General features: G+C 60.2%; 20 protein-coding genes and 8 pseudogenes. 18 read left to right on the top strand and 10 right to left on the bottom strand.

Features of this window, described 5'->3' with window-relative positions:
* Positions 1-6 precede the first annotated feature (6 nt).
* Both ACWAT4_RS39440 and ACWAT4_RS39435 read left to right on the top strand, forming a co-directional pair.
* Positions 7-534 (top strand): type IV toxin-antitoxin system AbiEi family antitoxin domain-containing protein, encoded by a 528-nt coding sequence (locus ACWAT4_RS39440; protein ID WP_232995616.1) that lies wholly within the window; start codon positions 7-9, stop codon positions 532-534.
* Positions 524-1,442: pseudogene (locus ACWAT4_RS39435) on the top strand (nucleotidyl transferase AbiEii/AbiGii toxin family protein). The gene ACWAT4_RS39440 and the pseudogene ACWAT4_RS39435 overlap by 11 nt, the downstream one beginning before the upstream one ends.
* 227 nt (positions 1,443-1,669) lie before the next feature.
* Here ACWAT4_RS39435 and ACWAT4_RS39430 read toward each other — a convergent pair.
* Positions 1,670-2,804: pseudogene (locus ACWAT4_RS39430) on the bottom strand (IS3 family transposase).
* 137 nt (positions 2,805-2,941) lie between these two features.
* Positions 2,942-3,298, bottom strand: coding sequence for a hypothetical protein (locus ACWAT4_RS39425; RefSeq protein ID WP_128955101.1), 357 nt, complete (start codon positions 3,296-3,298; stop codon positions 2,942-2,944).
* On the opposite strand from ACWAT4_RS39425, the pseudogene ACWAT4_RS39420 reads away from it, so the two are divergent.
* Positions 3,270-3,646: pseudogene (locus tag ACWAT4_RS39420) on the top strand (response regulator transcription factor). The gene ACWAT4_RS39425 and the pseudogene ACWAT4_RS39420 sit on opposite strands and share 29 nt — an antisense overlap.
* Before the next feature lie 123 nt (positions 3,647-3,769).
* Here ACWAT4_RS39420 and ACWAT4_RS39415 read toward each other — a convergent pair.
* The 4 genes and pseudogenes from ACWAT4_RS39415 to tnpA (ACWAT4_RS39400) form a co-directional block, all read right to left on the bottom strand.
* Entirely contained in the window at positions 3,770-4,360 is a 591-nt protein-coding gene (locus tag ACWAT4_RS39415; protein WP_128955102.1) for a YecA/YgfB family protein, read from the bottom strand.
* Positions 4,361-4,389: 29 nt separating this feature from the next.
* A pseudogene (gene tnpC, locus ACWAT4_RS39410) lies at positions 4,390-5,953 on the bottom strand (IS66 family transposase).
* Between the two features lie 39 nt (positions 5,954-5,992).
* On the bottom strand, positions 5,993-6,346 hold the full coding sequence (gene tnpB, locus ACWAT4_RS39405; protein WP_128929788.1) for an IS66 family insertion sequence element accessory protein TnpB: 354 nt from the start codon (positions 6,344-6,346) through the stop codon (positions 5,993-5,995).
* Positions 6,343-6,804, bottom strand: coding sequence for an IS66-like element accessory protein TnpA (tnpA, locus tag ACWAT4_RS39400; protein ID WP_128929789.1), 462 nt, complete (start codon positions 6,802-6,804; stop codon positions 6,343-6,345). The genes tnpB (ACWAT4_RS39405) and tnpA (ACWAT4_RS39400) overlap by 4 nt, the downstream gene beginning before the upstream one ends.
* A gap of 441 nt (positions 6,805-7,245) precedes the next feature.
* Between tnpA (ACWAT4_RS39400) and ACWAT4_RS39395 the strand changes: the two genes are divergently transcribed.
* Positions 7,246-7,407, top strand: coding sequence for a helix-turn-helix domain-containing protein (locus tag ACWAT4_RS39395; RefSeq protein ID WP_232995617.1), 162 nt, complete (start codon positions 7,246-7,248; stop codon positions 7,405-7,407).
* Between the two features lie 501 nt (positions 7,408-7,908).
* On the opposite strand, the pseudogene ACWAT4_RS39390 reads toward ACWAT4_RS39395, so the two are convergent.
* A pseudogene (locus ACWAT4_RS39390) lies at positions 7,909-9,057 on the bottom strand (IS256 family transposase).
* A gap of 968 nt (positions 9,058-10,025) precedes the next feature.
* On the opposite strand from ACWAT4_RS39390, the gene ACWAT4_RS39385 reads away from it, so the two are divergent.
* From ACWAT4_RS39385 to groL, 14 genes and pseudogenes are all read left to right on the top strand, one after another.
* Positions 10,026-10,448: a TlpA disulfide reductase family protein gene (locus ACWAT4_RS39385; RefSeq protein WP_308421721.1), complete on the top strand. Its 423-nt coding sequence runs from the start codon at positions 10,026-10,028 to the stop codon at positions 10,446-10,448.
* An 8-nt stretch (positions 10,449-10,456) separates the two neighbouring features.
* Positions 10,457-11,200: a hypothetical protein gene (locus tag ACWAT4_RS39380; protein WP_308421720.1), complete on the top strand. Its 744-nt coding sequence runs from the start codon at positions 10,457-10,459 to the stop codon at positions 11,198-11,200.
* The gene (locus tag ACWAT4_RS39375) at positions 11,197-12,243 is read left to right on the top strand and encodes a hypothetical protein (RefSeq protein ID WP_128929790.1); all 1,047 of its coding nucleotides are present in this window, start codon (positions 11,197-11,199) and stop codon (positions 12,241-12,243) included. The genes ACWAT4_RS39380 and ACWAT4_RS39375 overlap by 4 nt, the downstream gene beginning before the upstream one ends.
* Positions 12,244-12,525: 282 nt before the next feature.
* Complete coding sequence (gene aepX / locus ACWAT4_RS39370; RefSeq protein WP_128930179.1) at positions 12,526-13,383, top strand: phosphoenolpyruvate mutase; 858 nt, start codon at positions 12,526-12,528, stop codon at positions 13,381-13,383.
* Positions 13,384-14,793: 1,410 nt separating this feature from the next.
* Positions 14,794-14,973: pseudogene (locus ACWAT4_RS39365) on the top strand (DegT/DnrJ/EryC1/StrS family aminotransferase); the annotation flags it as partial.
* A gap of 71 nt (positions 14,974-15,044) precedes the next feature.
* Positions 15,045-15,266, top strand: a complete 222-nt coding sequence (locus ACWAT4_RS39360) for an aminotransferase class I/II-fold pyridoxal phosphate-dependent enzyme (protein WP_308421724.1) — start codon at positions 15,045-15,047, stop codon at positions 15,264-15,266.
* Between the two features lie 407 nt (positions 15,267-15,673).
* Positions 15,674-15,977 (top strand): annotated as a pseudogene (locus ACWAT4_RS39355) (DDE-type integrase/transposase/recombinase); the annotation flags it as partial.
* An 81-nt stretch (positions 15,978-16,058) separates the two neighbouring features.
* Positions 16,059-16,463, top strand: a complete 405-nt coding sequence (gene tnpA, locus ACWAT4_RS39350) for an IS66-like element accessory protein TnpA (RefSeq protein ID WP_449728858.1) — start codon at positions 16,059-16,061, stop codon at positions 16,461-16,463.
* Positions 16,460-16,807: an IS66 family insertion sequence element accessory protein TnpB gene (gene tnpB, locus ACWAT4_RS39345; RefSeq protein ID WP_212285651.1), complete on the top strand. Its 348-nt coding sequence runs from the start codon at positions 16,460-16,462 to the stop codon at positions 16,805-16,807. The genes tnpA (ACWAT4_RS39350) and tnpB (ACWAT4_RS39345) overlap by 4 nt, the downstream gene beginning before the upstream one ends.
* A gap of 45 nt (positions 16,808-16,852) precedes the next feature.
* Positions 16,853-18,517, top strand: coding sequence for an IS66 family transposase (tnpC, locus tag ACWAT4_RS39340; protein WP_449728857.1), 1,665 nt, complete (start codon positions 16,853-16,855; stop codon positions 18,515-18,517).
* Positions 18,518-18,544: 27 nt separating this feature from the next.
* Positions 18,545-18,760, top strand: a pseudogene (locus ACWAT4_RS39335) (DDE-type integrase/transposase/recombinase); the annotation flags it as partial.
* Positions 18,759-18,959 carry an IS3 family transposase gene (locus tag ACWAT4_RS39330; RefSeq protein ID WP_449731388.1) on the top strand — a complete coding sequence of 67 codons (201 nt, stop codon included), beginning with the start codon at positions 18,759-18,761 and terminating at the stop codon, positions 18,957-18,959. The pseudogene ACWAT4_RS39335 and the gene ACWAT4_RS39330, both read left to right, overlap by 2 nt.
* Before the next feature lie 1,249 nt (positions 18,960-20,208).
* Complete coding sequence (locus ACWAT4_RS39325; protein WP_128955103.1) at positions 20,209-20,523, top strand: co-chaperone GroES; 315 nt, start codon at positions 20,209-20,211, stop codon at positions 20,521-20,523.
* A gap of 46 nt (positions 20,524-20,569) precedes the next feature.
* Positions 20,570-22,210: a chaperonin GroEL gene (gene groL, locus ACWAT4_RS39320; protein WP_301269862.1), complete on the top strand. Its 1,641-nt coding sequence runs from the start codon at positions 20,570-20,572 to the stop codon at positions 22,208-22,210.
* 807 nt (positions 22,211-23,017) lie between these two features.
* Here groL and repC read toward each other — a convergent pair.
* The 3 genes from repC to repA all read right to left on the bottom strand — a co-directional run bounded on the left by repC (position 23,018) and on the right by repA (position 26,673).
* The gene (repC, locus tag ACWAT4_RS39315) at positions 23,018-24,250 is read right to left on the bottom strand and encodes a plasmid replication protein RepC (protein ID WP_128929792.1); all 1,233 of its coding nucleotides are present in this window, start codon (positions 24,248-24,250) and stop codon (positions 23,018-23,020) included.
* A 195-nt stretch (positions 24,251-24,445) separates the two neighbouring features.
* Entirely contained in the window at positions 24,446-25,465 is a 1,020-nt protein-coding gene (gene repB, locus ACWAT4_RS39310; protein WP_128929793.1) for a plasmid partitioning protein RepB, read from the bottom strand.
* Positions 25,462-26,673, bottom strand: coding sequence for a plasmid partitioning protein RepA (gene repA / locus ACWAT4_RS39305; RefSeq protein WP_128929794.1), 1,212 nt, complete (start codon positions 26,671-26,673; stop codon positions 25,462-25,464). The genes repB and repA overlap by 4 nt, the downstream gene beginning before the upstream one ends.

Raw genomic sequence — 26,673 nt, 5'->3', positions numbered from 1 at the left:
GATCGCTTGGGTGACAAGGTCCTCGAAGGCTGCTCGGGTCGCCGTTCGGATTCTTTCAGCCGCGGGACCTTCCTGACCGCTCAGACATCCGACGCACCGTTTGGATCTCAGCCGGTCGGCGTCGAGGATGCCGCATTCAGCCTGTCGGACAACGATAACAGCGAACTTGCGCTCAGCCCCTGGAGATGGCCGATCAGGATGTCTTCGCCTGAGAGAGCGATTCTCGAAATGCTGGATGAGCTCCCTGCGGATGAAAGCTTCCAAAAGGTCGATACGCTGTTCGAGGGCTTGGTGAGCCTGCGACCAAAACTGCTGAACCAACTGCTCGAGGAGTGCCGCAGCATCAAAGTCAAGCGCTTGTTTTTCATTTATGCGGACAAGCATGTACATCCGTGGCGAAAGCACATCGACACCGCCCATATAGAATTGGGCCGCGGTGACCGCAGCCTTGTGCAAGGCGGGCGGCTTCACCCGACCTGTCGCATGACAGTTCCGGCCGAGCTCGTGCCACAGGAAACGGTCGATGGCGCGTGAACGATACATGCGCCAGGTGGAGCTGCTGGTCCGGACATTGCCCTACATCGCGAGTCAGGACAGCTTCGCTCTGAAAGGCGGCACCGCGATCAATCTCGTTTATCGCGACATGCCACGACTGTAGGTCGATATTGACCTCGTCTACTTGCCGATCGGCGACCGCGACGCAACCCTCGCAGGGATCGACGCCGCTCTTGATCGCATTCGCGAGGATATTCAGCGTGATCTCCGCGGCGTCAGCGTTCAGCGCATCGCCGGCAGCGACAATAACGACACGCGGCTCCTCGTCCGGCAGGCTGGCGCCGAAATCAAAGTCGAGACGTCACCTGTCGCATGCGGCAAGGTTCACGCTCCCGAGCTTCGCGTCGTCAGCGATCCGGCCGCCGAAGCCTTCGGATTTGCGGAGATGCAAGTGGTGGCATTCGAGGATCTCTTCGGCGGCAAGCTCAATGCTGCTGTCGACCGACAGCATCCGCGCGACCTCTTCGAGGTGAAGTTTCTGTATGACAATGAAGAACTGACCGACGCGCTCTACCGCACGTTCCTCGTCTACGTCGCAAGTTCGGGGCGTCCTCCGCATGAACTCGTCCGTCCGTCATTGTCAGAACTTGATGACATCTTTGCCAAGGAGTTCGAGGGAGTGACGGTGCCGCCCGTCGGCCTCAACGAGCTCAAGGCAGCGCGGTCGCGGTTATTGTCCGATATGCTTGCACGGCTCGACGACGCGGCGATGCGCTTTCTGCTAACGCTCCATGACGGCGAGCCGGACTTCGAGGCCTATCGGCTTACCGCAGGCCGCGCAATTACCGGCGGTTCGGCGGAAGCTGCTCAATATCGCAAAATTGAAAACGCAAAATCCTGAAAAACATGCGCAGTTGCGTTCGGAGATCGAAAAGCTGCGGTCATAGCCCCTATAGCGGGTGTCTCTTCGTGCCTCGGCGAGATGCATTTCGACCAAGGCGTGACCAAGCCATATAAATGCGCGACCCACCCTGAGACGAACTAGTGGTCGCCGCCGACAAACTTGGGTACACCAAAGAAGGCGTCCCATTCGAATGACCTTGGCCGCGTAACTGACCTGGTCCCGGTTGTCTGAACAGCAACTGCGCGTCGATAAGTGGAGCCTCTGCCGGGTTTAGGCTGCCGTGCGAAGCGGCAGCGAGGTGAAGTAGGCTTGATCCGGTGTGCCGCCGTCAAGGCTCGAATGTGGACGGCGGCAATTGTAGAAGTCCAAATAACGGCCGATCGAGGCGCGAGCTTCGCTGACGCTGTCGTAGGCCCGCAGATACACCTCCTCGTATTTGACGCTGCGCCACAGCCGCTCGACGAACACGTTGTCCCGCCAGGCGCCGCGGCCTCCATGCTGATGGCGATGTCATTGTCAGCGAGCACTCCGGTGAACGCCGCGCCGGTGAACTGCGAGCCCTGGTCGGTGTTGAAGATCTCCGGCTTGCCGTGACGGGCCATGGCATCTTCCAGTGGCGCGACGCAGAATGCGGCCTCCATGGTGATCGACAGCCGCCACGACAGCGCCCGGCGGGTCGCCCAGTCCAGCACCACGGCCAGATAAACGACGCCTCGTGCCATCGGGATGTAGGTGATGTCCATCGCCCAAACCTGGTTCGGACGCGTGATCTCCATACCGCGCAGCAGCTATGGATAGATCTTGTGCCCGGGCTCGGGTTGGGTGGTGCGCGGACGGCGGTACAGCGCCTTTATCCCCATCCGCCGCATCAGCGGTTTGAAATGCCGGCGGCCGATCTTGCACCCCTCTGCAGCCAGTAGGCGTCGCAACATACGCGAACCGGCGAATGGAAACTCCAGGTGCAGCCGGTCGAGCCGCTGCATCAGCGCGAGGTCTTTGGGCGACACCGGACGCGGCAGGTAATCGACGCTGCCGCGGCTGATGCTCAGGGCTTCCGCCTGCTTGCTGATCGGCAGATCGTGTTCACGGTCGATCATCGCTTTGCGCTCAGCAATCCCGCCTTGGTGAGCGCTCCTTCTAAAAACTCGTTCTCCAGCGTCAACTCGCCGATCTTGGTGTGCAGCGACTTCACGTCGATGGTGGGTTCGGCGATCCGACTCCCGCCGTCCGGACCGAACACATCGGCAGCGCCGCCTTCGAGCTGCGCCTTCCACGATGTGATCTGATTGGGGTGAACGTCGAACTGCTCCGCCAGTTGTGCCAGCGTGCCGTCACCCTTGAGGGCGGCAAGCGCCACCTTCGCCGTGAAAGCCGCAGTGTCGTTCCGCCGTGCTCGTCTGCTCATCGTCGCTCCTGATTCGCGGGTCAATCTTGCCCGCCGTCAGGCAGAAACTCCACTTATCGCGCTGTTCAGATTTGCGGGACCAGCTCAAACCTCGCAAACTCATGCTGATATCGGATTGATCACTCAAATCGTCAGTGTCATCGAGGGTCGCCGACCTCTGCCCAGAGGAGGCGCTCCTGCTCGGCCTTCAGCTCTTCGAGAGATACCGGGATCGGATGGAGGTCGAGATTGTACATCGGCAATGGCCAATGCCGATACAGTACATTGACATGATCCTGGGTTACGGATTCGTCCGGCAAACTTTCGGAAATCAGCCGGTCCAGAAGTTGCTCGGTTAGACGTTCCGCGTCTTGCAGCGTCTCCTTCTCCCGACACTCAAGCTGCTCCCAAACCTCTGATGTGGCTCGTAGCCCCTCTACTGTGAACATTCCGCAGGCGGAGCAGCCCGGATCACGAGCAATCAGTTTGTCAAAGCCTTCTATCATTTCGGTCATCGACAATGATCCATCCGTTCGCAGTGCAACGAGCAATCTTCTGGCATCGTACGGATACGCGGTCCTTGCCTTTGCCTCCGCCGAGGAGTTCCTGCGCGCTGCGGCATTGGCCGAGACGACCTGCGTGATTACCGACGTCCAAATGTCCATGATGAGCGGAATTGACCTGCTGATGCATATGCGAAGCCCCGGTCATCGTATGCCGTTCATCTTCATCACGGCGATGGGGTGCGCGCACGAGCGATCAAGGCTGGCGGGATCTGCTTTCTTGCCAAACCGTTTTCCACGGCTGCGTTGATCAAGTGTTTGACCATTGTACTGCCGGGGTCAGGCGACACACACGCGTGAGGACCTTGGCCCCCTCCCCACGGCCTTCAGTCCCAAAGCGGGGATGCATTGCGAGATTCCCGTAGGTTGCGCTGCCGCGGTTATTTTGAAGGTAACCGGCATGAGCTCCCACGTCCGCAGTGATCAGTGAGCGCGGGCGTAGCGGATCGGCATCCAGTATTGCCGCAAGGCTTCGACCGCCGTGGGAATATCGGCGTGGGCGTTACGCAGAAGTTTCTTGGTCTCGCGGCCGCTTCGTGGCGGTCCAAGCAGCGGTCGGCCCTGATCGTCGCGACAGTGCAGCAGGATAGGTAGAAGTAGGCCGTGATTGACGTTGCCGATGTCCAGCAACGGTGCCCACGCCAATAGCTTGAGCCGCATCGCGGCGTAGAAGCCTTGGCACCATGGTCGCGGATCGACGTCTCCACTGGGTTTACGCCGGTGCATCGGCGCGAACCTGTCGGGTGCGGTCGAGAGGGTGTTGCTGATGTCGTTGTGACGCAGGACGACAGCCGATATGGCTGCAAACTCCGGGGTGCCGCCGTGGTTGAAGGCATCGGCATCGATGGCGAGCAGCGGGCAGATCCAGTCGAGTGGGCTCATCGACACCGGTCCGGCCACGATTGCGGCGACGTAGCCGTCGAGCATGGGGAGATTGGTGGCGTCAGGATGCTGATCGACCCTAGCCTGCAGCCATCGCTCGAGCTCCTCGAGTGGCATCGCGGCTGCCGTCATTGACGACGCTGCTTTATGACGACCCGGGCTCATGCCGCGGCCTGTGCGGTGCGCTGGCGCGCCGCCTTCCAGTGCCAGGCGAGCAGTTCGCGCAGTTGATGGCTCTTGGTTCCACCGGAGACAATGCGCTCCAGCACGTCGGTCAGATAGGCTTGCGGATCGAGCTCATGGAGCTTTGCGGTGTTCATGAGCGACGCGAGGATGGCCCAGCTCTCGGCACCGCCTTCGCTCCCGCTGAACAAGGAGTTGCGTCTTCCCATGGCAATCGGGCGCATGGAACGCTCGACCGTGTTGGAATCGACCTCGACGCGGCCATCGCTGAGAAGCAGCGTCAGTCCGTCCCAGTGATTGAGCGCATAGTTGATCGCCTCTGTCAGCTTCGATTGGGAAAACAGCTCATCTCAATCAGTAGCGCATTGAGCGCCACCATCAACGGGGCGCTCCTGGTGCGGCGGGCGGCCAGCCGCTGCTCCGCACTGCTGCCGCGGATCTCTGCCTCGATCGCATAGACCGCCTGCAGCCGTTCAATCACGTCGCGCGCGAATGGCGACTGCGTGGACTTGTACACCTGGACGAATTTGCGTCGAGCATGGACGAGACAAAAGGCGAGCTGGATCGCGCCGCCATGACGGCGGGCCACGGCCTTGTAGGCGGCATAACCGTCCACCTGCAGAACGCCGCAAAAGCCCGTCAACTGTCCGGCGATCTCCTCGGTGCCGCGGCCGTCGGCGAATACGTAGGTAACCGCCGGCGGCGAGGGGCCACCCCATGGCCGGTGATCCATAGCATGCGCCCAGAACTGGCAGATGCGGGGACGATGTCGTCCTGGATCAAGCACCGGCATCGGCGTCTCGTCGCAGAACACGCGCGGCGCAGCCTGAATGATCCGCAGCTACAGCTCATAAAGGCTCCTGAGCCACCAGGCGGTACGTTTGACCCAACCGGCGAGTGTCGCGCGGTCAAGATGGATGCCGTGGCCGGCCAGGATCTGAACTTACCGGTACAGCGGCAAATACCAGGCGAACTTCGAGACCACCATATGGCTCACGAGGGCCGTCGAGGCCATACCGCCCTCAATCAGGCGCGGCAGCACTTTGGCTGGACCGCGCCATCGGTGCAGCCGCGGCAGCCGTATTTGGGACGGATCGTGCGCAGCACGCGCAGGAGCGCCGGGATCACGTTCAACACCTCGCTGACGTCCTCGCCGATCTTGTGAGGCTGGCCCTGGCAGCACGGGCAGGCCGTCACCTCCGGCTCCAGGACCTGCTCACAGCGCGGCAGATGCTTGGGCAACGCGCCGATGTTGCGGCGCGCCTTCTTACGTAGCTTATCGGACGGCTTCACCGCAGGTGCATCGTCGTTGGCAGCTGCAGGCGGCGTGACACTGGTCTCAAGATCGTCAAGCTCAAGCGCAAGCTGTTCGGCCACGAGCGTGGCAAGGCGTTCCGAGCGCTTCCCGAAGATCATCTCCTTGAGCGTCTGCACCGCAACACGCAGCTTCTCGTTCTGGGCGTCGAGCGCGAGCACCATCTCCGTTAGAGCGGCTGGATCAGTCGGGAAACGTCCCGGGGCGTATCGCCATAAATGGACCATACCTCCGCGCGCCGCAGGCTCCAGCGAAATCCTCTCCTCTCAGCCGACAATTGCCGGCTGCTTCACGAGCTTGGCCGAGACGCGCGTCCACTCGAGTCCGTCGAGCAGCATTGCGAGCTGTGTCGCACTGAGATGCACCACGCCTTCGCGGATCAGCGACCAGGTGAAGTGCCCCTGGTGCAACCACTTCGTCACCAGCACCATGCCGCTGCCGTCCCACGCCAGAAGCTTCACTCTGTCCGTGCGTTTGCTGCGGAACACGAAGACGTCACCACAATACGGATTCGCACGCAGCGCTTCGCTCACCAGTGCCGACAGTGTATGCACCGACTTGCGGAAATCGACCGGCTGTGTCGCCAGCACCACCTTGAGGTCAGAGCGTAGCGCAATCACCGGATACCCCGAAGCGCCGCCAGCACGGTCGACAGCGTCGCCAGCTCAACGCCCGGCTCGACCCGGATGCGCGCCCCGTTCACCTCGATCTCGACAACTCCGCAAACCTTGGCCGGCGGCGCGGCGATCTCCAAAGGCCTCGTCTGTAGCCCGGAAATACGTTCATGCTCGCCCGCTGTCCCGCTATCGATCCCGGGACCAATTTCGATTGGCTCGAAGTTCGGTGCCTTGCCCCCCACCGCCGCCGCAACTTGGCGGCGCCACACCGTAAGCAGCCCGCGCGAAACGCCATTGCGCCGCGCAACCTCGGAGATGTTCGCACCCTCCTCAAAGCTCTCTGCCACGATCCGGGCCTTCTCCTCGCTAGTCCACCGACGCCGTCGGCGCTCCCCGGTGATCACCTCGACGCGACGATAGGCGTCATCTTCCTGCCTGGCATCAAGCATGGCATTTGCCATCGTTCCACCTCCACCGATCAGCTCATGCCAGGCTTTATCGAGCGCAAACCGAGCGGCGGCTCGGTGGGGGCCACATGCCGGTTACTGTTCAGTTACACACCGCGCCGTCGCCGCAGATGAAGAGAGCAAAACGGTCCCATTCTAGGCCGCGCTCTTCTTGATCGATATCGACTGATGTCGCCGGTGCTGCAAAGGGGACGTTGAGTTTCCGACTTATGTCGCGATGCTTCGACCGCTAAGGCGACGCAAATCGATCGTCCGCCCTTTCTCAAGCATTTGTCGCCTGATTTTCTCAAGCCCCCAACTGGCATGCGGCTTGCTGGTTAGAGATTGCGATCTGGTCGTAATACGGAGCGCCTAAAACATGAACCACGATACGTCAGTGAAGCTATCCGAGCGCGAAAAACAATGCCTCCAGTTGGGGGCAGAAGGGAGATCGTCATGGGGAAGGAACTGAAGATCACCGAGAATACGGTCAATTATCATGTTAAGAACGCCCGGCAAGAGCTTGATACGAGGACCCGCGTCCTGGGTATCATCAAGGCGATACGCCTCAAGCTGATCTCAGATCCGTCGCAGGAGCGCGACGAGGATAAGGACTAGCGCGACGTCGAGCTTTCGCGACGGCCTCAAGTCCCGGGAATGCTGCGTGGATGGCATCATGCGAGCCTTGGCAACTAGTTCGCGTCGGCTCTCACCGGGGCCTTCATACGCGACACCCGGGACGCCCGCGCTGACGAAGTTCTCGTGCTAGCAGGCGCGCATTATTGAAATTGCCGAAGGAGCCATCACCGTGAACGCGCACAGGCCGTGCGGTCGAGTCGACGATCCGCTCGACCATGTCGATGAGTTGGCTCCATGATCCTTATTGGCGTCTCGCGAGCCGAAAGAGCAGGCAGAATTGGTAGGCCCGCCGCCCACGGGCTTCGAACCCTGCGTTCTTGGGATCACGCTGGAGAGCGCATCGTGAGCTTCCATGGAAAAGGAGAGTTCGCTGGTGGAGCATATCTGAGCGCGCGGCAGTTCTGTAGGCGACGGCTCAGCCCGTCGATCACGGCGTTTTGGGCGGATCGTGTTCCGTGGCGTGGTGTAGCTGGCGGCAGGTCACCGCCGATGTTCCGGCGGGTCGGAAGGCATCAGCCTGCCACAGCGGGCAGAACGACGATGATCGCTCAATGACGCGATGGTTTCCAGTGTCATGTAGCGGGCGCGCTGGAGGACCCATTGGTCGTTTTGCTCGAGCAAAAACGCACCAACGAGGCGACCGATGGCGTCTTCATTGGGAAGATGCCGACGACTTCGGTCCACCGCTTATTCCGCCGTTGAGGCCCTTGATCGGATCGGTCGAGTGGAGCTTGGCGTGGTGCGGAGCCGGGAAGCTCATATAGGCTCGCACGCCGAGCTCGGCTTCGTCCATGAGGGTCGCGAGCTTGGACAGTTTGAGGCCGGAGCTGATCGGCGACCTTGCGCCACTGCGCCCTGGCCGCTTCAACATTGTGTTGGGCGAACGCGGTGGCGATGAAGGCGGACACGACGCGCCGGCCGGCTCTTGCCGCATGCGCGAAGACGTTGCGCATGAAGGGGACGCGCGGCAGCGCTGCCGGGTCGCGTTGAGCGCCTTGCTGACGGCGGCCTTGATGCCCTCATGGGCATCGGACACAACCAGCTTTACGCCACGTAGGCCGCGGTGGGCGAGCTTGCGCAGAAAAGTCGTTCAGAACGCCTCGGCTTCGGACGGGCCCATGTCCATGCCGAGGATCTCGCGCCGGCCGTCGCCGTTGACACCGGCCGCGAGGAACACCGCGAGCGAGACGATGCGGCTATTCTGGTGCACCTTCAGGTGGGTGGCGTCGGTCCGCAAATACGGCCAGTCGCCTTCGATCGGGCAGGCGAGGAAAGCCTTCACACCTTGTCTTCGATGTCACCGCAGAGCCGGCTGACCCGGCTTTTGGAGATCCCGGTCATGCCCATGGCCTGCACGAGATGATCCACCGAGCGGTTCGAGACGCCCTGCACGTAGGCCTCCTCGTCACTGCGCTCAGCGCTTTCTTAGCCATGCGGCGCGGCTCCAGGAACCCGGGAAGTAGCTTCCTTGCGCAGTTTGGGAATGCGTAGTTCAACCGCTGGCACTCTGCTCGCCGTAGGCCGCTCCGGTCTGTACGGCGACCTCCAGCTTCATCAGCCGTTGGCGGCAAAGCCAATCATCTCGCGCAGGTCTGGGGCCTTCTCCACGGGCGCGCGAAGCTTCATCATCTCGTCGTTTCGGAAGTTGCGGGTGGTCGTGCGCAAGTGAATCCCATGTTCGGCTAGAGAGCCGTAGAAGGTTAGCAGCGCGGCACGATTATTGATAGACAATCTGATCACCTGGCCCTACTTGGCGCGGTAATTTTCCACTAAGACGTCGATCGCCGCTTCGCCGGACGCCGGTTCGGCGCCAGACAAACCTCACGCAGGAATCAGCTCGCCATCTCGAGCCGCCCCGCGGTTGCGACATTCGGCCGCGCTACTTCGATCGGGCCGCTGCCGGCCTGATCGTTCGCGACGGACCATAACCATGCCACAGGACACGGCGCTTTCGTCGGCTTCAACTCCTTTTACCGTGGCAAGATAATTTCGTGATAGCTTGCCCAGAAGTTGCCGCGGCGCGCAGGACATTGGTCACTGGGTCGTCGATCTCGTCGGGCTGACGAAATGGGATATGTTTGCAATCTCCTTCGCGGCATATCGCTCTCCTTGAGAGCTTCTGGCATGCTTCGGCACTGGCCTCGTTACCCCGCTTTTCTCATGCCGTGCGTAGCTCCCTTCTGCATGCCTTTAAACCTAAGACGTGCAACACAACGAAGTCGCGCGCTGGTCGGAGCTATCGAAGCAAGCCATGCTGGCGGACACACTGTTCGTCTTTGTCGGACCATCCGTCTAGCTCACCAGCTATACTTGTAAGTCGGCTCACAACCGCCACACCAGTGTTTGTAGGCGGCGCAAGGCGCGATCTGTGTCTAGTTTGTGACATTGGCGCCAAACGCGTCTGGTTCAGAACACTGCCCGAATTGGGCGCCGGGGGGTTTTCAAAAGTGCGATCATAGGCCTAACGCGCTCCGACCGCTGGCACACTCATTGCAAACACGCAGTACTAAGAGTGCTGAGTGCACGCACGCGATCGATGCTCTCCACCCGTTTCTTAGAGACAAGCGGTCAAAATAAGTCGCGTAGGGTTTGATAATATGTCGGACAGCAACGTGGCGCTGCGCATGGAATCTTTGGCTCCTCCCATCAAGGTGGGGAGTTGGCTGCGTGGCCAGCCCCTTGCGAACTTCGAGTGCGGGAAAGTCTACATTGTCGAATTTTGGGCAAGTAGGTGCGGACGATGTATGACGGCGGCGATGCCCTATCTCGTTCAACTGCAGGAGAAATATAAAGATTGCGGAGTTGAGGTCATCGGAGTCGCATGTGGCGAAGAAGCACCAACGGCGGACGAGGCCAGAACCAAGTTGGAGGCGTGGTTGACCGAAACGTCTCCGAAACTGAACTATCGGATTGCGTTCGACTTCACAGGCGAGATGAAGCAGCTTTGGGGAGACCCCAGTTTTGCTCCGGGATTCCCATCTCTTTCGTCGTCGATCGCGACGGCCACATCGCGTTCATAGGACATCCAATGCAACTCAATGATGTTTTGCCGAAGGTTCTTCAAGGGGTCTGGCGAACCAGCGAAGAAGCTAAAGCCGCCGACGCGAAGCGGATTGAGCAGAACCAACGGGTAGCCCGCGAGCTAACGCCCACCTCGCCAATCTACGCTAAACTTCGGGCGGCGCTGTGGGCAAAGGATTGGACGACGGCGCTCTCGGCGGTCCAAGAGGGGCTCGTCTTGATGCCGGACGAAATCGACCTTCGTGAGATTCATGTCAATCTGTTGCTTCACAAAATTCGCGACTTACGGGCCGGCTTGCCCGTCATGCGCCAATTGGTTCGTGACGCGATCGATAAAGGGTCCGAGGAATTGATGACGGTGGCTCTAACCCAACTCTTCGATCCGGCAAATGATGCCTCGCACCTCCCCCTTGCCGAGCGCTTTGCAATGGGCAGGGATTTGGCTGAACACATTTTATGGCTGAATCCACCGCAAGCCGATGGCTATAAGTTCCGGTCTTATGGGGCGATCGCTGAGTACTATTACGAGAGCGGCAACAAGGAACGGGCGATCGAGTTGATCGAACTGGCACTGACCTCGCTGAGCGATTCGAAGCTCATACAGGAAGAAGAGAGACAGTATTATGTGCGGCCGTTAATTCAGGCCCTGGCCAAGTACAGCACTGAGAAGGCTTTAGAGGCGCTTTTGTTTGGCTCCGCCTCACCGCCAAAGCTAAGGGCGAGTATTCAGACGCGTGAAAATGACGCATGAGCGACAATAAAATCACAGAGGCCGATCTGGCGCAGCTCGCCGGCACCGGGCATCGCCTGATGTACCAGATCGTCGAAATGCCCGCCCCCGGGACATTCGTGCCGTTCGTCGACGGTGCCAGCAAGGCGGCGCTAACCATCGCAGAGACGCGGGGGTCGAAAAAGATCGGGCTTTCCAATACCCTCAACCGTAAACTGATCCCGCGCAAGGGACCGGACCCGAACTGGCGCTGCCGCGAGCAGGCCCGCTTCGACCGGGGCGAATATCAAAAACCATTCTTTGCGTCCGGCGTCTGGTGGGCCGACCAGATTCCCAAAGACCATTTTCTGCATGTTTCCAGGAAGGACAAAAGCAAGATTGCCTTCACCGAGAGCGTGGAAAATGGTGAGCGAGACCTCCACACTCAGATGAAGGTCGGAACCTACCTGCAGAAGTACCTTGCCGACTTCGTCGGCGCGGACGAGATCACCCAACTCGCCAACCTGTTCGCGGCCGATCAGCAGGGCCTCGAACTGAAGCTAGCGCGAACACCGGACGAGATCGAGCATGTCTATATTGTCGGCCCGTCCAGCTGCATGTCAGGACCGGTCGAAAAGCTCGGCAAGTATGGCGGCTACGGCAATGCCACGGAGCACCCGGCGCGCGCCTATGGCGCCGGCGATTTGGCCTGCGCCTATGTGGAACGCAAGAATGAAATCATCGCCCGGTCGATCGTCTGGCCGAAGCGCAAGATCTTCACCCAGATCTATGGCGAGGATCACATGCTGCTGCGCTCGATGCTGATTCGTGCCAGCTACAAACCAGCCCATAGCGGCAAAGACTTCGAAGGCGCTCGCTTCCTCGAGCTTACGGTGATGCCATACCTCGACTTCGACATAAGCATGGAGCCACTGTACGAGGACGGCAGCACCGGCCGGCAATCCGCCAAGAGGCGGGCGCGGCTCCGCAACTACAAGCTTTACGTCGGCCGCTATAGAACCACCAAGTGGCTGTTAAGGGAGTATGCAAGCGGGCAGCGCTCGAGCGGCAGATCGGCGAGTTAATCAGGGCAGGTGCGATGTTAGGGCTTAACCGAACTCCCCGAAGTATCCCACAGCGCTCGCCAATAATTTGGTCGTTCGGTCAACTGCCACGTCTAAGCATTTATCTAGATAATGCATGTCAGCTATCGCTTGAGCCACACGAGCGCGATCGGCTTACCTCGATCGAGAACTGGCAGAACATCCCGAGAATGTCCGCCGGTCACATGTCCCAACAAAGGAGTCGCGATGCAATCACAGTCAGTTCTCGGCAACCGCCCTAAACCATGCGCCTCACTTGCAGAAATGCTGCGCGCTCAGATCTGCTCCAACCGCGACCTCTCCTTCCTCATGGAAGCTCACGATGCGCTCTCCGGCGCAATCGCCAAGCGCGCGGGATTCAAAGGTCTGTGGGCGTCGGGCCTCGCAATCGCCTCCTCTCTTGGCTACCGAGATGCCAACGAAGCATCATGGAGCCAACTCGTCGACGTGGTCGAGCGGATCGTCGACTCGACCGAACTGCCTGTGCTCGTTGACGGTGATGGCGGCTTCGGGAACTTCAACAATGCACGCCTGCTGGCACGGAAACTCCGTCAGCGCGGCGCTGCCGGCGTCGCGCTTGAGGACAGCTGCTTTCCGAAAATGAACTCGTTCATTGGCGATCGGCATCCGCTCGCAGATATCGATGAATTCTCCGGCCGTCTGCGGGCAGTGAAGGATACAGTGGCGGAAGACTTGGTCCTCGTGGCTCGGATCGAAGCCCTGATCGCCGGCCATGGAATGGACGAAGCACTGGTACGCGCTAGTGCTTACGCCGCTGCGGGAGCCGACGCGATCCTCATTCACTCGCGTAAGAGCACGGCGGACGAGATACTCTCGTTCGCGAGTTCCTGGCAGAACCACCGACCTGTCGTAATCGTTCCAACAAAATACTATCGAACGCCGGTCTCGTCATACCGTGATGCCGGCATCTCTACCGTGATCTGGGCCAATCACTCCATGCGAGCTGCGACTGCGGCAATGCGGCACGTCTGCGGCCGCATTATCGCTGAGGAAGGCGTTGCCAGCATTGAGCCAGCTATCGCGACCCTTGAAGAGATCTTCGAGTTATTAAGGTACGACGAACTCGCTCGCGCGGAAGAGCGATATCTTGACCCAGGATAGGTCTTCATCCACCCGATATCTCGTTCTCGATCGATTGTTGCGGTTCAATCGCCCTTGTCGATAGTCCCGCTTAAAGTATCTGATGATCGGCCAGGCAACGGATGTCGCCGCAGCAGCTCCGTTAATGAAAGGGTCGATCGTTTCTCCTGTCGGATCGTGGCTCGATTTCCGGGTTTCCGCACGAAACAAACCGCGGCAACCCTCTCGCCAATAGACCACGACCATTTAAGACGATGAACCAGGTGCAATTCTGGGCGCTACCCCGAGGTCGACAATCGTTGCGGCCCTGCACGATATCATCGAGTCCGGAGCTACAAGGCCCGCACAGAAAAGCTTCTTGCTTGTCTGTTCGAAAGTTGCAGCTCGCAGCCATGCATGCGACGATCTCAGGCGTTACGCCATCGACAGCACCGAAGATCTTTGAATTGCAGAGCGCATTCCACTGAAGCCAATGCCTTACAGGTTGTGCGATCAACTACCACACTTATCAATTGATATGGTGGCGTCGGTGCATCAAATATTTGACCGACGTGCGCCCGACTGCTCACACGTCACTTGCAAGGAATTCCGCATGCGACCCGAATCACAGTCTGTTCTTGCCAATGCACGTGATCAATGCGCTGTACAATCGACCGCAGAAATGCAGCACGGTCAGTGCGTCCTCTCCTTTAGCGTGGAAGGGCGTGATCGGCTCGCTGACACGATCATCCGGCGCGCAGGTTCCACATTCCACCGATGTGCCACGCCGATTGGCCACGACGGAGTCGCTCGCGCGCTGTTGGTGAACACCGCCTCAGTAGCGGTTTCGAGCACATTGGTTTGGCGTTGCGGTTTCCGATACTCCGGCGGGAGGACGTTCTGCTGCCCTTTTCAATCGAAAGGACGCATTGCCTGGATTGAGGAGGGAGCGCCTATCTCGAGTGGCTATGAGGCTTCATCTGCTGCGGAGTTCGCCGTAATCGAAGCGCGACCTATGACTGAGCAGATCGCGAAATGCGGCCGAGTGGTTCGATCGTGAAAGACCACAATCAGCTCAGGAGGAGCGCCTGCTGGCGCAACCACTGTCTTTGCTTTTAGGTTCGGGCACTGCCGCCGCTCGTGACGCAGCTAAGTTAGCTGCCGATGGCGCCGTCCGATCATCGATCTGGCGGCGGGTGAAGTGATCATCGATCCACCATCATCGGCCCGCGAGGGGGCAATTGCCGCCATCAAGGCCAAGATAAACCGCTATACGGATGCCATCGGCCTGACGCCGCTTCGCAGCGCCGTTGCCGAAAAGCTGTCATCGGAAACCGGCATCGGCTGGCATTTGAACGATATCGTTATAACTGCTGACCTGCCACTGAATGTTCATCCAGCGGCAGTTAGAGTCTCGAAGCGGATGCAAAACAAGGGCTGCTCAATGTTGCGTTGGCTCTGCTGGATCCGGGTGACGAGGCCATCGCCATTCGTCCCTGCCGGCCGACATTCCCGTCCCAGGTTCTTCTCGCTGGCGCAAAACCCGTGTTCGTTGATGCCCGCCCGCCCCGATATAATTCCGATATTGACGCAATCCGCGCCGCTGGTACACCGCGCACGAAATCCATTATCGTCAACTCGCCCAACAATCCTACTGGTGCAGTCTATGATCGAAGTACCCTTCGAGCTATCGGAGGCCTCGCATCAACTACCAGTTATGGATCTTTTCCGACGAATGCTATTCCAGCTTCGTATTCACTCGTGAGCGCCATGAATCGATTGTCATGGCGCAGCCCGGCGTACGTTCACGGACGATCCTGGTCAACGCTTTCTCCAAGGAACTGGCGATCACTCGCTGGCGACTGGGCTATTTAGCAGCCCCCCGGAGATCGTTTCTGCGGCCAGGAAGTTGCAGGGACATATGACCTCGAACGCCAATGTGATCGCGCAGCACGCGATCATGCACCACCTCAAAATCCATGACGGCTGCTCTGAGCGGCTGATGCATCGGCGCCTTTCTGACGCTCGTGAGATAGGACTTCTGCACCTCCTCCGAATAAGTGGACACCTGTAGTAGCTCAGAGAGCCCGGAGGTATCGAATGCCAGAACGTCAACTTCGATGGTTCACAGAGGACTACAAACGCTAGGCCGTTGAACTGGCGGTATCGAGTGGTCGATCGATCGGATCGGTCGCCAAGGAGCTCGGTCTGCGCGGTGCTGCGCCGCTGGATAGACAAATTCCGGCAGGAGCCGGCATCGGCGGCGTGGCGGCCCACCACGCAGGCGACGCCGATGCCGAGATCCGGCAGGTCCATCGCGAGAGCAGCCAGCGGCAGTTCTCGAGTCCACGCCGCCCTGCGGACGCGGGGACGTGGGCCAGCCGTGGCCGGATCGAACGGCTGATGCGACGGCATGGCATTCGGGCGATCATGGCGCCGCCATGTCGCGTCCGCACCACCGACAGTCGCCACAATCTGCCGATCGCACCAAACCTGATCGCGCGCGACTTCACCGCCGCGGCCCCAAACCGGGTCTGGCTGGCCGATATCACCTACGTCCCACGGCGGAGGACTGGCTGTACCTGGCAGCCGTCATGGACCTCTTCAGCCGCAAGATCGTCGGTTGGGCGGTACGCCTCCGACGAGGGCCGTCTTGCGTGACGGATGGTAATTCGCGAAGCGTGTGACCTTAAGTCTAGCATTAAGGTCATCGGGCGATGCGGGTCGAGGTTTTGGGCGGGCTGGAGCGGCGGCGGCGTTGGTCGCAGGACGACAAGGCACGGATTGTCGAGGAGACGCTGGCACCGGGCGCGAAGGTAACTGAGGTTGCGCGTCGCAACGGAGTAGCGGCCAGCCTGGTGTTTACCTGGCGTCGACAAGCACGGACATCGGAACAAGAAGTTATACCATCTTTTACGCCGGTGCAGATCGCCGCCGTAGCGGCCTCGGCCGAGGAAACTCCGAAGCTTTTGCCTACTGTTGATGGCCGAGTTCGCTCGGTGGCAGCCGCGCGTACTGGATTGATAGAGATCGATCTCGGCAACCGACGGTGCATCCGGGTGGACGCGCACGTTGATCCGGAGGCGCTGGCGCGGGTCCTTGATGTGCTTGGACGCCGATGATTGCTGTACCGGGGAATGTGCGAGTATGGCTCGCGACAGGCTACACGGATATGCGCAGAGGCTTTCCGTCGCTGGCTCTCCAAGTGCAGGAGGTGCTACACAAAGACCCGCTCAGCGGTCATCTGTTCGTCTTCCGCGGTCGCCGCAGCGATCTCGTGAAGGCGATCTGGCACGATGGCCAGGGAGCCTGCTTGTTCACAAAAAAACTCGAGAGAGGAAAGTTCATCTGGCCATCGGTTGCCGGTGAATCGGTAACGATCTCGCCGGCGCAGTTGAGCTATCTGTTGTCCGGAATCGATTGGCGCAATCCGCAAGAAACCCAGCGTCCCACGCGGGTCGGATAACCGTTTTGGGTTTGAATCTGCTGCTCGATCTGATTCAATGGCTTCATGACATCGAAGCCGGACGATCTTCCGTCGGATCTCGCGAGCGCCTACCTTGCGCTGCTGGCCGAGCGCGAGGCGTTGCAGGCTGAACGCGATGTGGCAGTCGCGGATGCCGCCAACGCGCGGGCGGAGCTGTCGGACAGCGAGGTGATGATCGCGCATCTTGAGCTGCGGATTGAGAAGCTCAAACGTGAACTGCACGGGCAGCGATCCGAGCGCACGGCGCGGCTGATCGAACAGCTGGAATTGGAGCTCGAGGAACTCGTAACCACTGCGAGCGAGGATGAGCTTGGCGCGCAGGTCGCAGCGGCGAAGACGCAGCACGTCCGCCCCTTCATGCGCAAGCGGCCGGTTCGCCAGCCATGGCCGGACGACATCGAACACGAGCGCGTCGTTATTGACCCTCCGACGAATTGCGCCTGTTGCGGCGGATCGCGGCTGGCGAAAGTCGGCGAGGATGTGACCAAGACGCTGGAGGAGATCCCGCGTCGCTTCAAGGTGATCGAGACGGTACGCGAGAAGTTCACCTGCCGCGATTGCGAGAAGATTAGCCAGCCGCCGGCACCGTTCCATGCCACGCCTCGCGGCTTCATCGGTCCGCAACTGTTGGCAACCATCCTGTTCGACAAGTTCGGCATGCATATCCCGCTCAATCGCCAAAGCGTGCGCTTCAAGGCCGAGCGGATCGACCTGCCGCTGTCGACGCTGGCCGACCAGGTCGGCCACGGAACCTTCGCCGTCATGCCGCTGTTCCAGCTGATCGAGCGTCATGTGCTCGCGGCCGAGCGTCTTCACGGCGACGACACCACCATCCGCATCCTCGCGAAGGGCAAGTGCACGACTGGCCGGATCTGGACGTATGTGCGGGATGACCGGCCGTTCGCCGGGCCGGCGCCGCCGGCGGCAGTCTATTACGCCTCGAGCGACCGACGGGGCGAACATCCCCAGAAGCATTTGGCCGCCTTCGCCGGCATCCTGCAGGCGGATTGCTATGGCGGCTTCGAGCCGTTGTTCGACCCAAAAAGGAAAGCAATGCCGATCACGCCGGCATTTTGCCTGGCCCATGCGCGGCGAGGCTTCTTCGAGCTGGCCGATATCGAGAAAACCGCACGGGAAGGCCTCAAGGGCAAACCGGTCTCCCCGATCGCGCTGGAGGCGGTCAGGCGTCTGGATGCGTTGTTCGAGATCGACCGCGCCATCAACGGCCGTAGTGCCGACGAGCGGCGTGCCGTACGCCAGGAGCGGAGCAAGCCGCTTCTCGACGGCATGCACGTCTGGCTGCTCCGCGAGCGGGAAACCCTGTCGCGCTCCTCCGAGGTCCTGAAGCCCATGAACTACATGCTCAGGCGCTGGGACGACTTCGCCCGCTTCCTCGACGATGGCAGGATCTGCTTGACCAACAATTGTGCCGAGCGCGCATTGAGAGGCATTGCCTTGGGGCGACGGAACTGGACCTTCGCCGGCAGCCAGCGTGGCGCCGACCGCGCCGCCATCATGCTGACGATGATCACGACCTGCCGCCTCAACAACGTCGATCCCAAGGCCTGGCTCGCCGACGTCCTCGCCCGGATCGCCGACCTTCCCACGTCACGGCTGCACGAACTGCTGCCCTGGGAATGGAAGCTCCTGCGCCAAGCCGATAAGCCCGCCGGTCAGCAGGCTGCCTGACCTTCACCCGACCGATCATAGAACTCATTGTGCCCGCGCGCATGCGTCAATCAGGCGGTCCTCGTCGTATGCGTACGTTGGGCGATGCCGGATCACATGCGGGTCGAACTCGTCTCCTCCGCACTGACGATGGCGCTTCGCCAGCAGCGGCCGGACGCCGGATTGGTCCATCATTCCGATCGCGGAGTGCAGTACGCTTCACACGAGTATCGCGCGGCCCTTACCGCCGCGGGCCTGACGCATCGACTGCTACGACAATGCCCCGATGGAGAGGTTCTTCCACACCCTCAAGACCGAGCTCGTTCATCATCGTCAGTACCAGACCCGTGCCGAAGCCCGGCGCGACATCTTCGCCTTCATCGCGGGCTTCTCCAATCGAACCAGGCTCTATTCCGCCATCGGATATATCCCTCCGATCGAGATGGAGCTAAAAGCCGCTTAAACCCGTCCGCTTTCTCGGGGGAAGATCAGAGCGCAAAAAGAGGTCAGTCTGACGCACTATCGAGATTGAAGACCGCGTTGAGCGGGGCGACTAACGGCGAAAATCGAAGCATTGTTGCTGATGGATGTTAGGCTCCGAACCACATCTTTCGTCTTGTCTGCAATGTTCTTTGTCCGTCACTTGCGCTCGCTGTCGTGACAATCGGCATTTCTTCTCTCCGCACAGCCGGGACACCCGAGGACCCAACAGCATACAACCTATCGCCACGGCCGATTCAACCCTCATGCGAGCCATCCTGGTGTGAGATAGTTGCAGTAGCTACGCTATCGCCTTGTTTGCTACCTTCAAACTCGCGTCACCAATCCTCTCAAGGTGATGCGGGGGCGGACTCGGCGTATCCCCCGATCCAGTCGTGTGCCGCCCCCACTCTTCGCGAGCGGTCTGAAGAAGATGCGGTGAAACCGGGGGCGTTGCATCTCGTTGCCTCCCCGGAAGCCCATCTCGTCGCAATATAAGACGCGAGAAGCATGCGTATACGATCATCAGCATCACCGCGGAAGAAGGGCGGACGAAGCGCGATTGAACTTTGCGTGAGCGCTGATCTCGTCTTGATTCAGTTCTCCCGCGCGGGCGTTTCGTTCAGCTCCTTGAAGAGGTCGCCGCCGGCCCCTGGCCGCTTTCATCCAGCTCCGGTCAACTGCCAAGGTTAGCGATGGAGCGAGATGAAAAAAGGCGCTATTTTTCAAGATCGGCTTGCCTAGAACGAGACGGCATCCCGAACCTGTTCACACTCCTTGGCTGTTGCGGATGTCGCGGCTAACTCGATGAGAATTCCGTCCACTGAAGCAAGCCCGGCGAACTCCTGTTACGTCGCGCGTTCATCAGCGCTAGGGTTCGTTTCGGCCGGAGCCGTATCCGAGCAGTCAATGAGACCAAGAATGGCTTTAGCAACTACTAAGACTCTCGAGCGCACCAATGTCTGAGCGTTCTTCCAGGCCAAGAGCATCCGCCGCGAAATCGTGCAGACCTCGGCCGAGCAGGGCAACCTCACACTGCGCTAATAGCGGCCGGGCCAGTTAGCTACGATAAATGATTCTGGCAGAGACGACTTCTGAGTGTGATTTTTTGCTGGAAGCTCTTGCTCCTGTAGAAGCCCCGTCCTATTTCAGCTGCGTCTGCGCTAGCACTCGTAGGCATCGATTGCTCACAAGGTTGAAGTCTCAACTCGTGCAAATATTAGGAGGACTGCATGAAATTCCGTCCGCTTCACGACCGCGTCGTGGTCAAGCGCATCGACGCAGAAGAGAAGACCGCTGGCGGCATCATCATTCCCGACACTGCCAAGGAAAAGCCCTCCCAGGGCGAAGTCGTCGCCGTCGGCCCCGGTGGCCGCGACGAAGCTGGCAAGCTGATCCCGATCGACCTGAAGGTCGGCGACCGCGTGCTGTTCGGCAAGTGGTCCGGCACCGAGGTCAAGATCGACGGCCAGGACCTGCTGATCATGAAGGAGAGCGACGTGATGGGCGTTCTCGAGGTCGCCGAGTCCAAGAAGAAGGCGGCTTAAGAGCCTCCCTCCTCCCTCCAGTCAAACACCTTAAGGAAAATTCCAGATGGCAGCCAAAGAAGTCAAATTCTCGGTTGAAGCGCGCGACAAGATGCTGCGCGGCGTCGACGTCCTCGCCAACGCGGTGAAGGTCACGCTCGGTCCGAAGGGCCGCAACGTCGTGCTCGACAAGTCGTTCGGCGCTCCCCGCATCACCAAGGACGGCGTCACCGTCGCCAAGGAGATCGAGCTCGACGACAAGTTCGAGAACATGGGCGCCCAGATGGTGCGCGAAGTCGCCTCGAAGTCCGCTGACGCGGCCGGCGACGGCACCACCACCGCCACCGTGCTGGCCCAGGCGATCGTGAAGGAAGGCGCCAAGTCGGTCGCCGCCGGCATGAACCCGATGGACCTCAAGCGCGGTATCGACCTCGCGGTCGAGGCTGTGGTTGCAGACCTCCAGAAGAACTCCAAGAAGGTCACCTCGAACGACGAGATCGCCCAGGTCGGCACCATCTCGGCCAACGGCGACCAGGAGATCGGCAAGTTCCTCTCCGACGCCATGAAGAAGGTCGGCAACGAGGGTGTCATCACCGTCGAGGAAGCCAAGTCGCTCGAGACCGAGCTCGACGTCGTCGAGGGCATGCAGTTCGACCGCGGCTACATCTCGCCCTACTTCGTCACCAACGCCGACAAGATGCGCGTTGAGATGGACGACGCCTACATCCTCATCAACGAGAAGAAGCTCTCCTCGCTGAACGAGCTGCTGCCGCTGCTCGAGGCCGTGGTGCAGACCGGCAAGCCGCTGGTCATCGTCGCCGAGGACGTCGAAGGCGAGGCCTTGGCCACGCTTGTTGTGAACCGTCTGCGCGGCGGCCTGAAGGTCGCGGCCGTCAAGGCTCCGGGCTTCGGCGATCGCCGCAAGGCCATGCTGCAGGACATCGCGATCCTGATCGGCGGCCAGGCGATCTCGGAAGATCTCGGCATCAAGCTCGAGAACGTCACGCTCAACATGCTCGGTCGCGCCAAGAAGGTGATGATCGACAAGGAGAACACCACGATCGTCAATGGCGCCGGCAAGAAGGCCGACATCGAGGCGCGCGTGGCCCAGATCAAGGCGCAGATCGAGGAGACCACCTCGGACTACGACCGTGAGAAGCTCCAGGAGCGTCTTGCCAAGCTCGCAGGCGGCGTCGCGGTGATCCGCGTCGGCGGCGCGACCGAGGTCGAGGTGAAGGAGCGCAAGGATCGCGTTGATGACGCGATGCATGCGACCCGCGCGGCTGTCGAGGAAGGCATCGTCCCGGGCGGCGGCGTCGCCCTGCTCCGTGCCTCCGAGCAGCTCAAGGGCCTGCGCACCAAGAACGACGACCAGAAGACCGGCGTCGAGATCGTGCGCAAGGCGCTGTCGGCTCCCGCTCGCCAGATCGCGATCAACGCCGGTGAAGACGGCTCGGTGATCATCGGCAAGATCCTGGAGAAGGACCAGTACGCCTACGGCTTCGACAGCCAGACCGGCGAATACGGCAACCTGGTCTCCAAAGGCATCATCGACCCGACCAAGGTGGTCCGCACCGCGATCCAGAACGCAGCCTCCGTTGCAGCGCTCCTGATCACCACCGAAGCCATGGTCGCCGAGCTGCCGAAGAAGGCCGCTGCCGGCCCCGCGATGCCCCCCGCCGGCGGCATGGGCGGCATGGACTTCTAACGACGAGTCGTCCCGGACGCGGTGCAGCGCGCAAGCGGTGTACCGCCGATCCGGGATCTCGCTGAGCAAAATCCAACAGCACAAACCCTGGCAGCAATGCCGGGGTTACCCTTTTTTAGGCGTGGACCGTCTAAACGGCCGGCACGATTGGTTCCGTTGCGCATTGCCTTCGTGCCTTGGCTGATCGTCAGATCAGGTTTTTGTTTACCCACACGGCAGGTCGCAGATGAGAAACGTTAGCCTTATAATTCTCGGACCTGAGCATTTCGTTTAGACTCGCGGACGCATGGTCGCGCGGCTTATAGAGCTATGCTCGAGCGCGGCGCAGCATTATCGAGGCATATCACTCGGCCAAAACTCGTGGGCGCTGGCGGCGACGAGATGCCCGACGACACGGGCTGATACCGCAACAGGTGTTTACCTGGCGCCGGCAACAAAAGCGGACGTTCCGCAGTTCGTACCGGCGGTGGTCGACGCCATGGCGCCAGCCGTGGCTGCGCGCCATGACGTAAAGACAGCGATGCAAGGCCAAGACAGATTCGAAGGGCTTAATTGGCGGCGGATAATTGCTGCGCTGCGGCGAACGAATCAGGCGCCTTGAGGTCGTTGCAAAACGACGGCGCATACGATCTAATCTGTGGGTGTCACCGCTCATTAGCCCGTACGCAATGTTGGCCTGACGTTTCTTGAGGTGCTGTCGCCTTCGCGCCCAGTCCGTTAGCCAAGACCTCTTCAAATTGAACCTCAACATCAAACCTGCGACGGCCCGAGCCGCTGGGCCCAAGAGACACTTACCTAGACTAGCCGTTAGGCCCTTCGTTTTTCGTGCAGTCGTGAGTTGATCTGCGCCATTAGGATTGGCCCGAGCGAGAATTCGCCGGCCTCGGCTTTTCGCGTCAGCCCCCGCAGATATCCGCCGGCTGAACGGATGACCTCCCCTCGCTGCAGGATGCAGCCGACCACAATTGCAGCCTGAGTCTCCCCCATGACGCTCTGCGCCTCCTCCCACGCGCTGGGACTGATGCCAAGCATGGATCGAACGACCGCCGCAGTCGCAATGAAATCGCGCCAGTTTGAAATCCCTCCCTTGGCGTAGTCGACGATGTCTGGACATGCGCTCAAGACCATACCCAAAGGATAGGAGCCTTCCGCAAATCGCGCCGGTTGTGGTTGCGGCTCGGTACTCGCCGCCCTGCCTTCTTGGAGGCTAGGTTCAAGTTCAGTAAGAGTGTTTGGGTTTGAATTCTGTAAGTGACGCTCAGTATGGGACTCATTGGCGCTCATATTTGCTGCTTGGACGTGAGTTTCCAGCAGATTGAGGACGTCGTCGGCAAGCTGCGATAGTTCGTCGGCGATCGCCTCAAGTTCTTGGCAGGTCGCCCGGCGTGGAATCGTCTCGACGATCGAACGGAATGCCCGATGCACCTCGTCCCAATCAGCCGGCCCCTTCCATTCCCTGTGGGTCGGCACGTTTTCCTCGATGCCCGTTGCAATCATCTTGGCGATGTCACGACGGCAGAGTGTGATGCGCTCGCGCGCATGTTTGATAGCACGAGCCTCCGCTTTGATTTCCTCAGCCAGCCTCTCGAACTCTTCGGCGCGAACGACGAGTGGCGACAAGTCAAAGCCAAAGGCGCGCTCGATGTCACCGCCGCTGCCTTTGCGAGCGTAGCGCTTGCCGTTCGGACTATCCCTGCGAACGATGAGCCCGGCGTCGACAAGCACAGCGAGATGACGCCGCAACGTGGACACCGGCATGCCGTGAGCTCGCAGCGTCAGCTGATTGTTTGACGGAAACACGATGAGGTCACCCTCACCCGTGAGCGTAGTCTCGGGATGAAAGCTGAGCAGAGCATCCAGCACCGTCAGCGCACGCTCAGAGATACCGAGGCGCGGCCTTGCGATGCAGATGGCCTGAAAGATCTTCCATTTATGGACGATCTTTTCCGATGGCCTGGTCGATACTGCGACTTGTGTTGCCACATGGGCAAGCTTCAACGAGCGCCGCCCAAAGGGCGTCGTTGGGGCACGTGATTGCATGTCTTTGCCTTATGCGGGCAAAGAAAATCTGCTCGCCGAAACGGCGCCGTCTCTCACAAGACTCTTGACTATGGTGCGCGGAAGTGATTCTCTTTAGTCGCCAAACTACGAAGAGAGGCTTCCGGGACGGTGACGTTGCGGGGGCCTTTTTTCTTTTGCCGTGCTGCTCCTGGTTCGCGGTTGTTCATGAGGCGGCTAAGCCCCGGTGGTCTCCTCGGATCTGTCCGATTTGCAAAACGTCTCGAACAGGTTCGGAAGCTGGGTGATAAGAAAGTCCGCGAACAACGCCGGGACCTTCTTGTCGATGGTCAACTTGAGTTCTCGATCGCCCTGACGGACCTGAGCGATGCGCTGTCCATCTGAGGCGAGCACAGCAGACGATCGCGCGAATTGGCGAGTTGCAGCAGGTTTATTCGCGGCCGAGAACACCGTCAGAAATCTGTCGTCTGACTCACGGCCGGCGAACTTGTCGTCCCCGATCGCCGCCCTTACGCGGTCGATCACCGACGCATCCGCCAAGAGATCAGCAAAGCTCTGCCATCGCCCGCGGCCAACCTTTGGGGCCTTGCCAATAGCATCGATAATGTCGGGCGGAATGGATCTCGCAACCGCAATCAGTTTTGACGCTTCGGCCCTATCGACTGCGAGCGCGTCTTGAACGACTGCGCGCTTGTGCCCGGCATCTTCGATGCGCATTGCGAACATCGCGCGCTCGATGAAGCTCAAATCCTCCCGCGGCGCGTTCTCAAGGCCTTGTGCCACGACGAGGGCTTCGTCGGAGAGCGGTTTTAGGATCGCTTTGACGGCAATACCCAGCTCGCGCGCGGCACGCACCCGGCGATGACCATAAGCGCTCTGATATCGTCCCGGCATTGTCGGATGCTTGCGGACGAGGACAGGAACCTCCTGGCCGATCTGCGAAATCGATTGCTTGAGAAGTTCGTAAGAAGCCGTGTCGTCGTCGCGAAAACGATCAGACACGGGCGAGGGATCTATCAGACCGGGATCGATCTCTACGATCGTCGCGCCAGATGTGAGCTTGTCCCGAAGCTCCTGATTCTCCTTCTCAACTTCTGAGAAAGATTCCTTCAGCGAGCGCACAGCACCTGACGACACCCGCGCCAGCGGCGCTGGTGCTGTGTTGTCAGCTGACAACGGACTCGTCTGAGGTGCGGCAGTAAAAAGCCCCCTGATAGCATCCGTGCGCTTGCTCATCGTCCCCACACCTTCTTCAGCAGCTGCACGATCTCCGCATTGATAGCATCGACAGATTCAACCGCCCTGTCATAGGCGCCGCGTCCGACGGATCCGCGGTCAAGCTCATAGAGCGATTGTTTTGTCAGGCCAGCATTGGAGATCGCAGTGGATTTCCAGGCTGTCGCTTGCAGCACGTTTTCGCGGAACAGATTGCGCAGCAGCGCAACGATCTGAGCCTCAGGCACGTCATTCGGATCATGGCGCGTGATCACATAGCGGATGAAATCGTGATCGAGGCGGCCGCCCGCCTCCTCGATGACGGACATCAAATCCGACGTCATCAGAAGGAATTGGCTCATCGATGCGACATCGACCATCTGCGGGTGGATTGTCACCAGCATCGCCGTCGCCGCATTCAAAGCGCCCATCGTCAGGTAGCCGAGCTGAGGTGGGCAGTCGATCACCACGACATCATAGTCGTCGCTTACCTGATCGATTGCGCTCGCTAGGCGGCGAAAAAAAAGATCATGTCCACGTTCGCGGCGCTCGACCATGGCGCGCGGCGTGTGATGCTCAAACTCCATGAGTTCGAGATTGCCAGGCACTAGGCCTATACCCTCGAAATAGGTCGGCCGCACAACTTCACGCATGGGGCGGCGCTGGTCGTCATAGCGGATGGCGCCGTAAATGGTTTCGCTTTGCCCAATGTCGAATTCCGGCTGATAGCCGAACATGGCCGACAAAGAGGCTTGCGGATCGAGGTCGATGGCCAGAACTCGAAAGCCGGAAAGGGCGAGATATTGGGCCAGATACAGGGCGGTCGTTGTTTTGGCCGAGCCGCCCTTGAAATTAGCGACCGTGATGATTTGAAGCTTTTCGCCGGGGCGCCGCCGTGGGAGAAAATCAACTGCCTCCCGCGGGCGGGCTGCAGCCAGATAGGCCCGCAGCTCATTCACTTGAGCTAAGGTATACGACCGCCGCCCGCCATGACCGATCGCGGGGGCAGGTCCCAGGCCGTCGAGGGAAAGTTGCCGCAAATAGCCGTCTGACACGCGAACGATCTTGGCCACCTCTCCGGAGGAGAACGGGCGAAGAGTCTTGGCAGCCGCTGGTGGAAAAAGGGCGGCGCCCAACGAGCGGAGTTGACCAGAGAGTAGAGTGGCATGGCAGGAAATGCGCGCGCTCGCTGTCTCCGGCCACCCCTCCTCTGTCTCAAAAACTCTCAT

This window comes from Bradyrhizobium sp. T-1, from assembly GCF_053592855.1.
This window is presented reverse-complemented; position numbering and strand designations above follow the sequence as displayed.